Annotated in this window: 16 protein-coding genes; 14 read left to right on the top strand and 2 right to left on the bottom strand. The window is 36.0% G+C overall.

Annotated features, from left to right (window positions below):
- The first annotated feature begins 47 nt into the window (after nt 1-47).
- The 8 genes from AB3U99_RS21665 to AB3U99_RS21630 all read left to right on the top strand — a co-directional run bounded on the left by AB3U99_RS21665 (nt 48) and on the right by AB3U99_RS21630 (nt 8,396).
- Nucleotides 48-1,061, top strand: coding sequence for a hypothetical protein (locus tag AB3U99_RS21665; RefSeq protein WP_400243822.1), 1,014 nt, complete (start codon nt 48-50; stop codon nt 1,059-1,061).
- 673 nt (nt 1,062-1,734) lie between these two features.
- The gene (locus tag AB3U99_RS21660; protein ID WP_400243821.1) at nt 1,735-2,013 is read left to right on the top strand and encodes a hypothetical protein; all 279 of its coding nucleotides are present in this window, start codon (nt 1,735-1,737) and stop codon (nt 2,011-2,013) included.
- A 332-nt stretch (nt 2,014-2,345) separates the two neighbouring features.
- Nucleotides 2,346-3,233 carry a hypothetical protein gene (locus AB3U99_RS21655; protein ID WP_400243820.1) on the top strand — a complete coding sequence of 296 codons (888 nt, stop codon included), beginning with the start codon at nt 2,346-2,348 and terminating at the stop codon, nt 3,231-3,233.
- 79 nt (nt 3,234-3,312) lie between these two features.
- A complete protein-coding gene (locus AB3U99_RS21650) occupies nt 3,313-4,047 on the top strand; it encodes a sensor histidine kinase (protein ID WP_400243819.1) in 735 nt (244 codons plus the stop codon).
- Nucleotides 4,044-4,748 (top strand): response regulator, encoded by a 705-nt coding sequence (locus AB3U99_RS21645; protein WP_400243818.1) that lies wholly within the window; start codon nt 4,044-4,046, stop codon nt 4,746-4,748. The genes AB3U99_RS21650 and AB3U99_RS21645 overlap by 4 nt, the downstream gene beginning before the upstream one ends.
- Nucleotides 4,741-5,994, top strand: coding sequence for a hypothetical protein (locus AB3U99_RS21640; protein WP_400243817.1), 1,254 nt, complete (start codon nt 4,741-4,743; stop codon nt 5,992-5,994). The genes AB3U99_RS21645 and AB3U99_RS21640 overlap by 8 nt, the downstream gene beginning before the upstream one ends.
- Before the next feature lie 104 nt (nt 5,995-6,098).
- A complete protein-coding gene (locus AB3U99_RS21635; protein ID WP_400243816.1) occupies nt 6,099-7,016 on the top strand; it encodes an acetamidase/formamidase family protein in 918 nt (305 codons plus the stop codon).
- Nucleotides 7,017-7,019: 3 nt separating this feature from the next.
- Nucleotides 7,020-8,396 (top strand): APC family permease, encoded by a 1,377-nt coding sequence (locus tag AB3U99_RS21630; RefSeq protein WP_400243815.1) that lies wholly within the window; start codon nt 7,020-7,022, stop codon nt 8,394-8,396.
- Nucleotides 8,397-8,677: 281 nt separating this feature from the next.
- On the opposite strand, the gene AB3U99_RS21625 is transcribed toward AB3U99_RS21630, so the two are convergent.
- On the bottom strand, nt 8,678-9,610 hold the full coding sequence (locus AB3U99_RS21625; RefSeq protein ID WP_400243814.1) for a S1C family serine protease: 933 nt from the start codon (nt 9,608-9,610) through the stop codon (nt 8,678-8,680).
- Between the two features lie 31 nt (nt 9,611-9,641).
- Nucleotides 9,642-9,752, bottom strand: coding sequence for a zinc-ribbon domain containing protein (locus AB3U99_RS21620; protein WP_400243813.1), 111 nt, complete (start codon nt 9,750-9,752; stop codon nt 9,642-9,644).
- 618 nt (nt 9,753-10,370) lie between these two features.
- Here AB3U99_RS21620 and AB3U99_RS21615 point away from each other — a divergent pair.
- Genes AB3U99_RS21615 through AB3U99_RS21590 form a run of 6 tightly spaced genes read left to right on the top strand, consistent with a single transcriptional unit; the run spans nt 10,371 to nt 15,382 of the window.
- Nucleotides 10,371-11,129: an Asp/Glu racemase gene (locus AB3U99_RS21615; RefSeq protein ID WP_400243812.1), complete on the top strand. Its 759-nt coding sequence runs from the start codon at nt 10,371-10,373 to the stop codon at nt 11,127-11,129.
- Nucleotides 11,130-11,167: 38 nt separating this feature from the next.
- The gene (locus tag AB3U99_RS21610; RefSeq protein WP_400248145.1) at nt 11,168-11,803 is read left to right on the top strand and encodes an isochorismatase family protein; all 636 of its coding nucleotides are present in this window, start codon (nt 11,168-11,170) and stop codon (nt 11,801-11,803) included.
- A 22-nt stretch (nt 11,804-11,825) separates the two neighbouring features.
- Complete coding sequence (locus tag AB3U99_RS21605) at nt 11,826-12,188, top strand: DsrE family protein (protein WP_400243811.1); 363 nt, start codon at nt 11,826-11,828, stop codon at nt 12,186-12,188.
- Between the two features lie 39 nt (nt 12,189-12,227).
- On the top strand, nt 12,228-13,424 hold the full coding sequence (locus tag AB3U99_RS21600; RefSeq protein WP_400243810.1) for an FAD-dependent oxidoreductase: 1,197 nt from the start codon (nt 12,228-12,230) through the stop codon (nt 13,422-13,424).
- A 53-nt stretch (nt 13,425-13,477) separates the two neighbouring features.
- Complete coding sequence (locus AB3U99_RS21595; protein WP_400243809.1) at nt 13,478-14,287, top strand: DUF3891 family protein; 810 nt, start codon at nt 13,478-13,480, stop codon at nt 14,285-14,287.
- A 33-nt stretch (nt 14,288-14,320) separates the two neighbouring features.
- Nucleotides 14,321-15,382: a TRAP transporter substrate-binding protein gene (locus AB3U99_RS21590; protein WP_400243808.1), complete on the top strand. Its 1,062-nt coding sequence runs from the start codon at nt 14,321-14,323 to the stop codon at nt 15,380-15,382.
- Nucleotides 15,383-15,432: the final 50 nt, after the last annotated feature.

The raw sequence follows: 15,432 nt of genomic DNA, 5'->3' as shown, positions 1-15,432 counted from the left end.
GATATACTAATTTATAAAGAAAAAGGGAAGAAGAAAGGTAGATTGAAATGACACATGCACAAATAAATCCTTTATTGGTTCAGGTTCTATCAAATGAGGAAGTGAAAGAGAATATTCCAACAATAAGTTCGGTACCGGGGAAGTATGTCAGAGAAATGTTCAATCAAATCAAAGCTATTAATCCGATTAGTGTCGTAAATCATCAAACGTTGACTTGTACGAGTTGTGGCAGAAAGGGCAAATATGATGTTGGAATGATAGTAGTTAATGTAGATAAGAAAGATGGAAACATGTCTGATAACATTCAAACAACAGGATACTATCGCTGTAAACATTGCAATGCTGCTGGGAATTGGGAATTGCCGCAAAGCATGCTGTTTCAAGCACTAACTGCTGCTCTTCCATTAGGTGACAAGGGAATAAGTTTAGTTGGAAAAAATTTACTTTTTGATGGAAGTTGGCATAAACATGCAACAGATGCTGAAGAGTATTTATTACATTTAATACAAGAAAATCCAAACGATTCATATCTCTGGAACCGTCTAGGAAATATTTATCGTACTGGAAATCGACCAGAACTTGCAACAAGCGCTTATGAACATTCTATTGCAATAGACCCAAAACAAGTAGAGTCTCATTATACATTAGGATTATTATTATTGGATATTAAAGATTACCTGAATGCAGGCTATCATATCCGTCAGTCACTACTTTACGCAGAAGGATATAAAAAGCTAGAAGCTATGCAACTAAGAGAAATGCTTGCAATCGGGCTGCAGTCCTTATTGATCATACATTATAATTCCGAGGGTTCAGTGCCTTTTATCCCGACAGAAGAAGAAAGACAAGCAACAGGTAGATTTTCATCTTCAAATGGTTACGATAGTATAGAAATAGAATTAGATATAGATCCTAATGAAATAAGTACTTTCTATCCTCTTGCAGAAATGTATATGGGTATACGGGCAAAGGAAATCAATCTACGGAATCGGACGTACCAAATGCCAAGTACAACGCCAAGTAAGAAAAAGAAGGTAAGAAAAAAGAAGCGGAAAAGGTAAGGTCACAGCGACTCCTCGAATAATCTTGTTTCACATAAATGTTTCACGGGAGGCTTAGGGTGTGATTGCTGTTGGTATTTGTTACTGTCCGTAAAGGTCCGAATGGTTCAACTAACCATTAGTCTCGATTAAAAAAACAATCAAAAATTTGTGCCAATTCCTCACAGTCCGTTCATTCCGATAAAGTATGAGTCAACGCCAAGGCATCGAACTTATCGTCCAAGAAGAGAGCTATACATCTACAGCTAGTTTTCTAGCTAATGATGAATTCTCTGGCTATAGAAACGCTCGTTTTTTCTGGAAAACGAGCGTTTCGAGGTCTCTACCAAGCATCTATGTCTTTTTTTTCGTAAATGCTGACCTGAACGGAGTGGCAAATAGCTTAAGAAAATGTAACTATACATCCGAACTTTCGGACAAGGTGGCTAGGGGGCTTTTGGTGGTCCTGATGAGCATGAAATTTGTATAACTAAAAGGCTATTTCTAATCCTATCTCATAGAATTTCGGTACTTTAGCGCCGAGTAGTTCAAGAAGTATTTGGCTAAGGTATGGATGACAGTACGATTAAAGGAGAGTATAATATAATTTCAAGAAGGGAGGCGAATAGATAAGGAAGGGATTTTACATCAAATCCTTTATCGATTGGATTCAATGGATATAAAGATGGAATCGATGAATGAGAAGATAGATTCGATGGATTTAAAGGTAATTTCAATGGAATCGAGAATGGATACAATAGATACAAAAATGGATTCCATTGAAACAAAATTATCTTCAGTAGAGGATATACAATTAGCTTTTGGAGTGGAGCAAAGGGAGATCAGAAAAGAAGTAGGTTTTTATTATGGAAGTTTGATGAAGAAATTAGATGAAAATAAAACAGAGTTAAGTAGCGAAATAAAGCAAGTTTCCAATATACAAAAAATGCATCAAGATGTACTTGAATATTAAAATAAAAAACAGTAAAGAAAGCTATACCATCTAAAAATTCTACCCATTAACTACCTCGTTGTATTACTTCTATTTTCTGTGAGAAATCGTTTCAGACACCACCAAAAGATATATAACACAATTTGTTTCTTTGAGCATGACATTTTTATTTTTATTAGAAATGCCTTTTTCCTAAACGACTGCTTTGATTGTGATGCCAATCATAGTAATTATATTTCTTGTATTTTACCTTAGTATTATTTATCTCCGATGGTTTGCTGTTTTCAGGCGAATTTTTTTAAAATATATACATCTACATAGAAATTCTATATATGAAGGAAGAGAATCATAATATGACAAAAACCAAATGGATCTTAGCTTTTCTGGCAGCAATGGATATAACGCTAATCATCATGCACTTTACGGACTATTATATTATCTTCTTTTTACCAACTGGTTATATCATTCCAATCACACTGAATATCCTTATTCTATCCATAATGGGATTTCGTTCCGCTCGTATCCGTTCATTTTGGGTGATTATTGGTTTAATGTTAAGTGTTCCTATTTTACTCCTGCACGCTCTAATGGTTTCACTTTTGGAAAACAACTATACAATCATTGACTCCCCCCATCATAGACAATCACTAGTTATTGAACATCGGAATTTTACCCTTGGTGAGACGACTTATTATTACGAATTCTATAAAACAAAGTTCGGTCTTGTTGGCAAGCATCTAGACGGCCAATCAATAAGAATTATGGTTAACTTTTATGACAGGGGAGATATAGAGGATGAAAGAGCCATAGGATGGAATAACGCACAATGGATTACAAAAGATGTGGTTCGTTTCACTACTTTTGATGGAGTCAAGGATGTCTATTTGAATTCCTCTTCAACCAATAATCCCGAGATCGATGATAAACAACAAGGAAAAGAAGAAACAAAAGAAAATGCCTCGTTCCCATCCATAATTACGGAAGACATAGAATCTTTTATAAAAATGGCAGAGAAGAAAGAGGATGGCCAAGCGATAAGGATAAATGGTAATCGCTTAGAGGTTCGTTATGACAAGTTAGCGAATGAAAGTTGGATAGATGTCATGAATGACAATGACCTAGGAGTGATACCTAGACAGCAGTGTTCTCGGATTGTTAGAAATGAAGAAAGTGATTATTATATGTTAGAGGAATGTACGCATAAATGGGAGTATCGGCTGTATCCTCTGGGGAAGCAGTAGAACCGACACACTGTTTCTGTTAAAAAATTGTCCATTTCGACAAAAAACGTTATGCTTAACGAAAAAAGGATTGTATGCTGTGTTTATTTTTTTTAGTATTTTCATAGTAAGTCTACTAATCCCCATTATTGCTTTAGTCTTGCTGAGTATTATTAAACTACTTAATCAAGAGTTTGATTATTTGCATATGGAGAATAAACAAATTCAATTAGAAAAGCAGCTGCAGCAAATGGAGTATGAACAGCTAAGTCAAAAGATTCGTCCGCATTTTTTGTTTAATAGTTTAAATGCGATGATGTCCCTTGCTCGTCTTAAGCGAAATGATGACCTCATAACAGCAATGGAGCAATTTTCTTTATTTCTAAAGTATCAGCATACAGATCAGACAGCGCTTGTATTATTTGAAAGGGAATTATTCCATACAAACAACTACTTATCGATTCAGCAGCTTCGTTTTGGAAAAAAGCTAACAATTAAGTATGATCTAGATGAACGAGCATATCAAACGCAACTACCTCCTTATACGTTACAAACGCTTGTTGAAAATGCCTTTAAGCATGGCTTGGAGAAAAAACGTGGAGACAAGCATTTGGTGATTGCATTAAAGCGACATGGCGATTGGGTGAGATTAACGGTATCCGATAACGGAGATCAAACGATTGAGAAAAAAAGTGGGCATGGAACAGGCTTGGAAAATATAAAAAAACGGTTGGAATTGTTATTTGAGATGCACACAAATGTTTCATTAAAACGTAAAGAAAACGAAACAGAGGCAACAGTCATTTGGCCATATACGCCGGAGGGTGAGAGATGAATATATTAATAGTGGATGATGAACCATTGGAGCTTGAACAATTATCTTTTCTAGTAGCGAAGAAATTTCCGGATTGGAATATCTATATGGCAGAAGATGCGAGTGAAGCAAAGCTCTTGCTAAGACAGACGAACTTCTCCCTAGCATTAGTGGATATTCAATTGCCAGGTGAATCAGGTCTAGAATTTTGTGAATTTTTGCAATCTAATAATGATCAAATAGAAGTGGTGCTTATTACCGCACATCAAGACTTCCAATATGCTAAACAAGCAATTAAGCTACATGTGATGGATTACTTAGTAAAACCAGTAATAGAGAAGGAATTCTATGATATGCTCGATGACTTTATTGATAAACATGCATGGATTGATACCAAATCGGCGCTCGTCAATAGCGTACTTCAGATTATCCGCGAACATTATCAAGAAAAACTACAGCTTGCTGATGTAGCGAGTCAAGTGTATGTCTCTCCAACATACCTTAGTAAAAAATTTGCGGAAGAAACAGGTGAAAAGTTTACAGAGTATATAACAAGGTTTCGGATAACAAAAGCAAAACAGTTTATGCAGGAGAACCCACATTGGACTTTATTTGAAGTAGCCCAGAGAGTTGGTTATTCCAGTCAGCATCACTTTAGTAATTCCTTTAAAAAAATGGAAGGAATCACACCAAGCCAATTAAAGGAGAAGCTTCATGATTGATTGGTATATTCTCTTATTTATCGGTTTTTTTGTTCTTATCATTTTTATTGAAAAAATTGGTGCACATCGCAGTGTCCACGAATACATGGTAACAAGTCGTGAACTGGGTCTAAGTGCTGGGACGTACGGAATTTCTCTACAATTTATCTCAGGTGTGACGGTTGCTGTCCCCGCATTATCCATGCAAGTGTTTCAGTTAACGACATTTCCTATCCTTATCATTTGTACGTATGGTTTATACATATTACTGAATCACATCATAACAAACGACAAAGTAAAGCAGGTTACAGACGCAGAAGGGAATTCTCATCTGTGGTTCTTTGCTTTTTCAAGCATGGCAAGTCTGTTCGTGCAATTTACTATCCTTGCTTATTTTTTATTGGATTTTTTATCGGTTATCGGAATTGTGATTTTTATCTGTTTTTGCTTTGTGTTTTTTGGCTTAGGGGGAAGCTATGGTGTTAGCAAGATAGGCTCAACCATTTTTTATGTTACCTTTCTTGTCGTGGTTATTGTTACATTATTTTTATATTTAGGTGAAGGTGTCCAGACTATTTACAATAAATATCAGGGGGAGATGTTTAGTGGCAATATTACTGATGTAATCTTTGCCAGTATGACATTTGTATTGGTTGTATTTGGGCAAGCGTGCACAAATCTATCTTTCTGGCAAACAGCAAGTGCAGTGAAGTCCAATCACCGTATAACCGTATTACGGCTTTCTACTTTTATTTGGTTTGCTTTTATGATTTCTATTTTTTCCTTAAGCTTCTTTCTCTTTGTCCAAAATCAAGCAGTGGAGCAAATGAATCAAGTCATCATCCATGTCATGCTCTTCATCGGATTGGGAGCATTATCGATTGGAATCGGTACGTCCCTATTTTCCCTTATTAGTGTCTTTTTAAAGATAAAGAGTATAGGCAGAACGAATCAATATGCGTACAGATTACTAAGGCATGGCTACTTAATTGGGGTTATCGCTTGTATTTTATTAGGTATAATGGCAATTTTATTATCTGCTAGTATGTCTGAATGGCTTCCGTTTTTTCTGGGGTTTTTTGGAGCTACCGGTTGTCCTTTTGTGATAGGTCGAACATTCCGTGCAAAAGATTTTACACTGCTTATGTTGATTATGACACTTGTAAGTATTGGATTGACAATATGGATAGAAGAGATTTGGTTAGTAGCTCCAATCGCAGCAATGATTGGCTGTGTTGTATCCTTTCTTTTGGAAAAATGCAAATAGTCGGAAAATACATTGTTTTTGTGCAAAAAGACTTCAAAATTTTGCAAACATTCTCCTTCTAAACAAGCTAGAATAGGTATTAACATTTCTAGGAGGAGATAAACATGGTGAATCATTTATCAAAAGATTCGTATATTTATGCAATGGATAAAGCAAATAAGCCAGCGATGACACTTCAGTCAGGATCGCAAGTTGTCATTGATACATTTGATTGTTTCCAAGATCAGATTACTTCCAATGATACAGTGTTTCAAGCAATTGATTGGAACCAAATTAATCCGGCAACTGGACCAATCTTCGTTGAAGGAGCACAGCCAGGAGATATTCTGAAAGTGAAGATTGATAACATGGAGCTTGGAGAAAGAGGGGTTATGGTAGTTGGACCTGACCTTGGCGTTATGGGAGATGAAATCAAAGACTTCACGGTGAAGATAATTCCGGTTCATGATAACAAGGCATTCTTTAATGACAAACTAACGTTGCCACTGAATCCAATGATTGGTGTAATTGGTGTTGCTCCTGAAAAGGAAGCAGTTAATAACGGAACACCAGGTGCGCACGGTGGAAACATGGATACAAAACTTATCACAACTGGTGCAACACTTTACTTCCCAGTTTTCCAAGAAGGAGCCTTATTTGCATTAGGTGATTTACACGCTGCGATGGGAGACGGTGAAATAGGTGTATCTGGTATTGAAATTCCTGCAAAGGTGACCGTAACGCTTGATGTGATTAAAGGACATAGCTTAAACTTTCCAGTCATTGAAAATGAAAAAGGAGTAGCTTCTTTAGTTTCAATGAAATCATTGGATGACGCCGCGAATCAGGCAGTAAAAGAAATGATTCATCTGTTAAGACCACACACAGACTTATCGTTAGAAGAATTCACCATGTTAATGAGTGCAGTTGGAGATTCGCAAATTAGTCAAATTGTCGATCCATTGAAAACAGCACGCTTCTTCGTTCCAAGGGCCATTTTGGAAGCATACAACATCGAACTTTTCCAAGAAGGAGCGAATTAAACGATGACAGTTCCAGAGAAATCAACTTCAAACAATGCCCAAGTGTCTTCCACTGGCTATAAGCAAGAGCTTAAACGTTCGTTAACGTTTTGGGATCTACTAATCTACGGGTTAGTTTTTATGGTGCCAATCGCACCATTTGGTATTTACGGATCGGTTGCTCAAGGCTCCAATGGAATGGTTGCCTTAGCGTACTTAATAGGTATGGTTGGGATGATCTTTACGGCATTAAGTTATGCAAGAATGTCTGAGGCATTTCCAATCGCAGGTTCTGTTTATTCTTATGCACAACGTGGAATCAATGAATCAGTTGGCTTTATTGCAGGCTGGTTAATTTTACTAGATTATATTTTTATACCAGCGCTTTTATATTTAGTTAGTGCAGCGGCATTACATGATATTGTTCCAGAGATTCCACTTTTAGTATGGCTTGTTGTTTTCATAGGAATTAACACGGTAGTTAACGTACTAGGTATCGAATTTACAGCAAAAGCGAACAAAATTATTGTTGTATTGGAGCTTATTGTTTTAGCTGTATTTGTGGTAACAGGTATTGTTGCCATTGTACAAGGGGTGAACGGGGCTGAATTCACATTTAAGCCATTGTATGATGCGGATAATTTCAGCATGAGCATGGTCATGGGAGCAGTTTCGATTGCGGTATTAAGCTTCTTAGGTTTTGACGCGATTTCAACGTTAGCGGAAGAGTCTAAGGGTGGTAGCAAAGCGATTGGTCGAGCAATTATCTTCTCCTTAATTGTGGTTGGTTTATTATTTATTATTCAAACATGGGTAGCAGCACTAATCTGGCCTGACTATACTACATTTGAGAATGCAGACGTTGCCTTCTACCAAATCGCAGAAATAGCTGGTGGTACTTGGTTGAAATGGACAACAATCTTGGCTACAGCCCTAGCTTGGGGGATTGCTGACGCACTTGTTGCACAAGCAGCTATTTCAAGAATTCTTTACAGTATGGCTCGTGACCGTAAGTTACCAAAGTTTCTATCAAAGATTCACCCGAAATTTAAAACACCATATGCAAGTACATTAGTAGTAGCAGTAATCTCTTTATTCGTAACAGCATTCTTTTCATCCAAAATTAACTCACTCGCTTCTGTCGTTAACTTTGGCGCACTATCAGCATTCTTATTCTTACATGCATCGGTTGTCATTTACTTTATTAAAAAACAAAAAAGCAAAGATTATGTTAGACATCTAGTGTTACCGTTAATCGGGTTTGTTGTAATTGGCTACGTATGGATTAACCTAGATCCACTATCAAAGAAATTAGGATTCATTTGGTTGGCGATAGGAATTGTCTATCTAATACTGTTGAAAGTATTTAAGAAAGATACTTCGTTGGATTTGGAGGAATAGTTGAAACTTATCATATAGATTGAAGTAATCCTTCCAAAGATCAGAAGGCCTGAGGCAGCATCGCTGTCTCAGGCCTTCTTTATGAGCGACGTGATAGAGCTCTAAACTCAGGCAAGATTAATAGAATTGGGAATTGAGTGGGTCAAATTTATTGTTTTTTGGTTCAAACAACCGCTGTCATGATAGCTACAAGTAGTATAACTACTTCGAACCTGTGTCTTTTTCAAACGGATAAAATAGAACATTTGTCTTTTTGTGGTGCCTGACACCGAATTTCGCTCTTATTCTATCGCTTCGTCTTCAGAATATTCATCAGAATAGGTAGAATCCTCTTCCGCATACGGTTCATCTAGGAATTCTTCTTCCTCTAGATAATAGTCCTCTTCTGATTTTTCCTCTTCATATTCATATTCCTCCCATGAATCCTCTTCGCTATAGTCTTCTTCATAAGAATCTTCCTCTGAGTAGTCAGCATACCAGTCATCCGGTAATTCGTAATACTCATCATATTCATCCTCGTAGTTGCCTTCATCAAAGTATCCAGGTTCTGAGTATAGACTTTCATAGAAAAAGTCGCCAAAGCCATTGTAAAAATAAGTAGCAATTTCTTCTTCGCTCATAGGATTTGAAATCCAGGTAGAGATTAAAGAATAAATTTTATAGATAGGTATACTAAAACCGATATTTTCATCTCTCGTATCTTCCGCAGAGTTTATCGCAATAGCCTTACCTGTCGATTTATCTAAAAGAGGGCCACCACTACTGCCAGGAGCGATTGGGGCAGAAATTTGATACACACCTTCATATTCAAACTGATCAATAACAAATGTTCGATCTATTCCACTAATATTACCCAAAGTAACTGTATTTTCATATCCTTGAGGGCTTCCGAGGGTAATAACATCTGTACCTATATCAGTGGGATTTGCTGACTCAATCAACAATGGTTCTTTACCAACTAAAGCAGGCACACGAATAATAGCTACATCTGAAGTATTGCTGTATCCAATCACAGTACCAGCATACATATTTCCATTTATATCTTTTATTTCAACAGAAGTATAGCCTTCAACCACATGAGCATTTGTTAGTACATCACCACTATTATTAATCAGGAAACCTGAACCCTGCCCTACCTCAGTGAAAATAGAAAATACCTTTTTTTGCGCAGCCTGTATTAGATTCGTTGTATCTTTTTTTTCTTCTACAGGCACTTCTACTTGCTTGTAAACTATTTTTTCTGTCTCATTTTTGGTTGGAGTTAATTCTACATTGGAAGCAGTGAGTTCTTTGTTGTTTAAATCCCTTTGAAGGATACCACTTTTTATCACCAATACACCAATTAAAGATAGACAACTAAAAAATACGAAAATACTAACTATCCAGAGCAGAACTGTACTTGACCTTTTTGCTGAGTAATCACAAACGGGGCATTTTCCCCCTTTTGTATGGAGCTTATTTCCGCATTGTTGACAGTACATCGAATTCCCTTCTTCCTCCAATTTCATGGGTCTTTTTATCTATATAATAACACAATGTTGAAATAATGGTGTCAGGCATCCAAAAAAGAAAAACAGTATCTTTTTGTACATATAGTAAGGACAAAAGAAGAGGGCCTTTTATTAAAAGAGTTCCTTTTTTACTAGGGTTCTCAAGAAGAAGGGATGAAAGCATAATATAGATTCATCTACACACATGAGTATAATCCCCTTAGTATAGAGGTAGTCGCTTGTACCTAAAAAGAGAAATCTATATGTAGCCTGAGCGTTATAGCATTTTCCTAGACATACCATTTTAAGATGGACTTCGGCTTTCATAGCTTTGTCTATTCCTTAACGCATTTAATTGTTTTTAATTTTTAGAAAATTGAAATAAAAGTATTGACTTCTATCATTTTTGGTCGTATTCTAATACTGTTAGTTCTGGTAAGTTTGGTAAGTTTGAATAAGTTTTGAAGATTTATGAAGGGGATGAGTGATTACGAAAAATTATCGAATTGGTTTAATTGTTCCCAGTTCTAATACAACAATGGAAAAAGAAATTCCAGAAATGCTAGGCAGAAGACAGAGGATGATTGAGAGTGAAACATTTACATTTCATTCTAGTCGAATGCGCATGAAAACTGTATCTAAAGAAGAGCTAAGTCGAATGGATATAGAGAGTGATCGCTGTGCGCTTGAATTATCGGATGCACAATGTGATTCACTTGCATATGCGTGCTTGGTTGCTATTATGTCACAAGGTTCTCATTATCATATTACTTCTGAAAGGCGATTGACTGAAATTGTTCATAGCAATGGTCTAGCATCATCCGTTATTAGTAGTGCGGGTGCTTTAGTAAATGCAATAGATGTTTTAGGAGTAAAAAAGGTAGCGATGATTACCCCATACATGAAACCATTGACACAGTTAGTCATTGATTATTTAGAGTCTTTTGGTATACAAGTCGTTGATTCTATAAGTCTAGAAGTTTCAGATAATCTAGAAGTTGGAAGGTTAGATCCATTCAATCTGATAGATATAGCTAAACAACTTGATCTTACAGATGCGGATGCGGTAATTCTATCTGCTTGTGTACAAATGCAGTCTTTACCTGCTATCGATATTGTAGAAAAAGAACTTAATTTGCCCGTTCTTTCAGCAGCGACATCTACTGTTTACCAAATTCTAAAGCAATTGAATATACAGACTTACGTACCTAAAGCTGGAAAGTTACTTTCGGGGGAATTTTGATACAACTTTAGATGATGAACTTGGAGGGAAAGATAGTGATGAAAAGTGATGTAGAGTTTTTTGAAGCAAGAGGCTTTGGGAATGATCTAGGACTTGGGAAGAACGCTTGTTTAATCGTAATAGATTTTGTAGAGGGCTTTACCAATGAATCCATGCCAATGGGATATAACTTGGATAAGCAAATAGAGAATACAAACAGGTTAATAAAGGCAGCACGTTCTTCTAATATTCCAGTTATCTTTACAAGTATTTCTTACAACAATACAAGGCTGGAAAAGGATTTATTATGGAAGGAAAAAATGCAAGGACTAAAAACTCTAATTGCTGGAACGAATCTCGTTAGGGTTGATCCAAGGTTGGACTATTGTAAAGAAGAGGATGATTTAATCTATAAAAAGTTTGCATCTGCATTCTTTGGAACTAATCTTGTTTCCATATTAAATACTGGTAATATCGATACACTAATTGTGGCAGGCTGCACAACAAGTGGTTGTGTAAGAGCAACGGTTGTAGACGCCGTTCAATATGGATATCGCTCCATAACAGTAACAGATGCAGTGGGAGATCGGTCTGAGAAATCACATTATCAAAGTCTCTTTGATATTGAACAAAAATATGGTGATCTTTCTACAACCGAAGAGCTCCTAGAAAAGTTAAGTACAAAAATAAAATAACAAAAATAAAGGATGAGGGATAATGGGAAAACTTTTAATTCATCTTACACATGGAACAGAGGCGCCGACTCAAGCAGATAGAGCATTTTTAATTGCACAAACAGCTATTAAGGATGGTCATGAAGTTTCGATGTTCCTAGCAGGAGAAGCAGCAAAATTGATTACAAACGAGAATCTAGATCGGCAACATGGATTTGGTCCAATTCTCCGTGATTACTACAATACGATTATTGAAGGTGGAGGGAAAATCTATCTGTCTAAAATGTCATGTGAGTCTCGTGGCATTAGTCTTGAAGAATTGGAAGGGAAAAAAGTAGAACTTGCCCCTCCTAATAAATTAGTTGAGTTATCTTTAGCTGCAGATTCGACAATTACTTATGGATAAAAGTAGGTTTAGAGACTGTATGAAGAAATGAGGGATTCTATGCATAGCCAAATTATCATTATTGGAGCTGGTCCGATAGGGCTTGCGACAGCAGTAGGATTAGTTCAAAAAGGCGTGAAAGTAACGATTATTGAGAAGGCAAAAGAGTTATCTAATTATCCGAAGGCTTCCACTATTCATCCTCCAACGATGGAGATTTTAAATGAATGGGGTTTATATCAACAAATAAAAGAAATAGGAAAGATAATCCATAAGGTGCAATTTTGGGATCGTTTAAAGGAAAATATTATTTCAGAGTTTGACTATCGAATGCTGAGTGATATAACGAAGTTTCCATTCAGACTTCATCTAGATCAGTACTACTTATCGAAGATTTTTTATGAATATCTTCTAAATAATGAGTTGGCTGAGTTTCGTTTTAATACGGAATTAATGGACTTAGAACAAAGAAATGAATCTGTATTCATTCAAGTGAAATCAGAAACAGGGATGGAAACACTCTCATCTTCTTATTTAATTGGCGCTGATGGATTATCTAGTTCCGTTCGCAAGTTATCAGGTATCTCATATGATGGCTATACAAATGCAGGACACCATTTATTAATGGGATTAAAGCATTATCAACTTAGTAACAAGTATCCTGGACTAGGACCAGTTGCTATGTTTTTAGACGAAAATGAATGGGTTGATATTATCACGAATATTGACATGTTAAAAGTAATTGTTCCAGTAGAAAAGAATCAGATAGATTCCATAAATGATGATTTTGTTCATAGTAAAATAAATGAAATTGGTGTTGTAGAAGAAGGTTATAATCTTTTCTATTACACTGTTTATAAAACGCATCAGCTTGTAGCTGAAAACATGGTCAAAGACCGAGTTATCATATTGGGGGATGCGGCTCATGTCAATGTTGAGTTTGGTGGAATGGGTATGAATAGTGGCATTCATGATGCTTATCTTCTCGTAGATCGGTTGACTTCTAGTGATAATTACCATGCACAAAGACAAGCTTTAAAAGATTTTGAAAATCGTAGATTAACGATTAATAGGGAGTTTGTACAAAAGTCTACAAAACAAAATACTAGTTTAATCAGAAGCGTTGAACAACAAGCGATTGACTTACAAAAAACTTCGCAAAACCCTTTCTTATCCAAAGAATTTCTTCTTAGAAGCTCCATGCTAGCTGGATTTAGATACATGTTAGATGATTCGAATTTCCATATTAATCAATAAAATATTTGTAACGAAATAGAAGTAAAAAAATTATAGATTTAGGAGTGATCCTGTTGATTATCTCTCAACAAAAGGAAAATTTAGTATTAGTTCGGCAAGATGAACATATGGCTCATGCAGGTGAACTAGCCAAACATTGGGGAAATGAAAGAGTTGGAAAACCAACACCGAATGAATCGGTTGTAAAAGCGATTGGGTTTCATGATGTTGGCTGGGGTGTTTCAGATGATCAATTATTATTTAATGAAAAGGAAGGAAAACCGTTAAACTTTATTGATGTTGACTTAAAACAGCATGTGGCGTTTTATGGACAAGGATTTAATAGCGTACTTGAGGAGGACCCTTATGCAGGCTTATTAATTGGAATGCATTGGATTGGACTCTACACTAGTAGATTTGGATATGACCCAACCTTTACATATGAAACAAGTGATGCACTTAGACCATTTATGAACGAAACGATTGTCGAACAACAAAAGGCTTGGGTTGATATTAAGGAAACAATGTGGAATGGACTAGAATCTAGAAGGGATTTTGAAGATAAGATTTGGATGCATTATGAAATCTTTCAAGTCATTGATCGCCTTTCCCTATTTATATGTTTGAATGATTTAAGTGAAACAGGCTCTGTTAAGCTTGGACCAGTTCGCTTTACCCAAGAAGGAAAACAACAGTACCTTAATGTTCAATCATTGGGGAATGGGAGAATCAAGGTAGATCCATTTCCTTTTGATAGGGAGTTTAGCATTTCGGTACCTGCTCTTAAAATTCCAAATATAAGCTATGAAAATCGCGAACATTTTAAAGAAGTCTATCAATCTACACAAAAAGAAATGATTACTTGTACATTAGTTGCTAAATAAAATGAGATTTATTTATCTGAGGGGGATAATGGAATGAAATTTAATCAAGTAATAGGGACTAGTCTGTTGTTTATACTGATCTTAATCCTTGCCTCGTGCGGAAATAATGACAGTTCAAATAAGACAAGTGCAGATGTAGATACGGATGGCTCGACAGATTCTGAACAATATGATTCCATGACGATTCAATTAGCTACTGTAGAAGCGGACGGTCATAATACAACAGAAGGGGCAAAAAAATTCAAGGAAATCGTGGAAGAAAAGTCTGGAGGTCAAATAAAAGTAGATGTTTATCCGAACCAGCAGCTTGGATCCATGAGAGATCAAACAGAAATGACGCAAATGGGATCTATCCAAATGTCCATTGCTCCAGTATCTACAGTGGGAAGTTTTGTGGATGATTTACAAATATTAGAATTACCTTTCTTGTTTAATGATGAAGATGTAATGTGGGATGTTCTTGATGGAAATGTTGGGCAAGATGTATTGGATACTACAAAAGGGAGTGGTTTAAAAGGGTTAGGTCTTTGGGCAGGTGGATTTAAGCAAATTACTAGTAATAAGAAATCAATTGAATCTCCTGAAGACATGAAAGGCTTAGATATTCGTGTTATTCCATCAGAATCTTTGATTAATCAATATAAAGCATGGGGAGCAAATCCAACACCAATCGATTTTGCTGAACTTTATACTTCTTTACAGCAAGGTGTAGTAGATGCAGAAGAAAATCCATTAGTAACCATTTTATCTCAAAAATTTTATGAAGTGCAAAAGTACTTAACCATCTCTAATCATGCCTATCAGTTCCATATGATTATGGCAAATGAGTCTTGGTTTGATAGCTTAAATGAAAATGTTCAACAATTACTAGTAGAAGCGGAAAAGGAAGCAAGGGAATTTTCTAAAAATATGAACCAAGAGCAAAATGCTGAACAGCTTCAAGCATTAGAGGATGAAGGAATTGAAGTGAATGAGTTATCTAGTGAGGCGATTAAACAGTTCCAAGAATTATCTACAAGTTTATATAAGAGTGCTACAAGTAATGAAGAAAAAGCAGCTCTATTAAAAGAAATTCAGGATGCTGTAAAGGAATAAAAGTGGAAGTATAAGAGGAGTTTTAAACTCCTCTTATATATTATTGATGG

The sequence above is a fragment of the Niallia tiangongensis genome (assembly GCF_044704065.1).
GTDB lineage: Bacteria > Bacillota > Bacilli > Bacillales > Cytobacillaceae > Niallia > Niallia tiangongensis.
This window is presented reverse-complemented; position numbering and strand designations above follow the sequence as displayed.

What these genes read in the sequence shown, in the direction of transcription:
- AB3U99_RS21665 (WP_400243822.1), top strand. Translation starts at nt 48, where the DNA reads ATGACACATGCACAAATAAATCCTTTATTGGTTCAGGTTCTATCAAAT.
- AB3U99_RS21660 (WP_400243821.1), top strand. Translation starts at nt 1,735, where the DNA reads ATGAATGAGAAGATAGATTCGATGGATTTAAAGGTAATTTCAATGGAA.
- AB3U99_RS21655 (WP_400243820.1), top strand. Translation starts at nt 2,346, where the DNA reads ATGACAAAAACCAAATGGATCTTAGCTTTTCTGGCAGCAATGGATATA.
- AB3U99_RS21645 (WP_400243818.1), top strand. Translation starts at nt 4,044, where the DNA reads ATGAATATATTAATAGTGGATGATGAACCATTGGAGCTTGAACAATTA.
- AB3U99_RS21640 (WP_400243817.1), top strand. Translation starts at nt 4,741, where the DNA reads ATGATTGATTGGTATATTCTCTTATTTATCGGTTTTTTTGTTCTTATC.
- AB3U99_RS21635 (WP_400243816.1), top strand. Translation starts at nt 6,099, where the DNA reads ATGGTGAATCATTTATCAAAAGATTCGTATATTTATGCAATGGATAAA.
- AB3U99_RS21630 (WP_400243815.1), top strand. Translation starts at nt 7,020, where the DNA reads ATGACAGTTCCAGAGAAATCAACTTCAAACAATGCCCAAGTGTCTTCC.
- AB3U99_RS21610 (WP_400248145.1), top strand. Translation starts at nt 11,168, where the DNA reads ATGAAAAGTGATGTAGAGTTTTTTGAAGCAAGAGGCTTTGGGAATGAT.
- AB3U99_RS21605 (WP_400243811.1), top strand. Translation starts at nt 11,826, where the DNA reads ATGGGAAAACTTTTAATTCATCTTACACATGGAACAGAGGCGCCGACT.
- AB3U99_RS21600 (WP_400243810.1), top strand. Translation starts at nt 12,228, where the DNA reads ATGCATAGCCAAATTATCATTATTGGAGCTGGTCCGATAGGGCTTGCG.
- AB3U99_RS21590 (WP_400243808.1), top strand. Translation starts at nt 14,321, where the DNA reads ATGAAATTTAATCAAGTAATAGGGACTAGTCTGTTGTTTATACTGATC.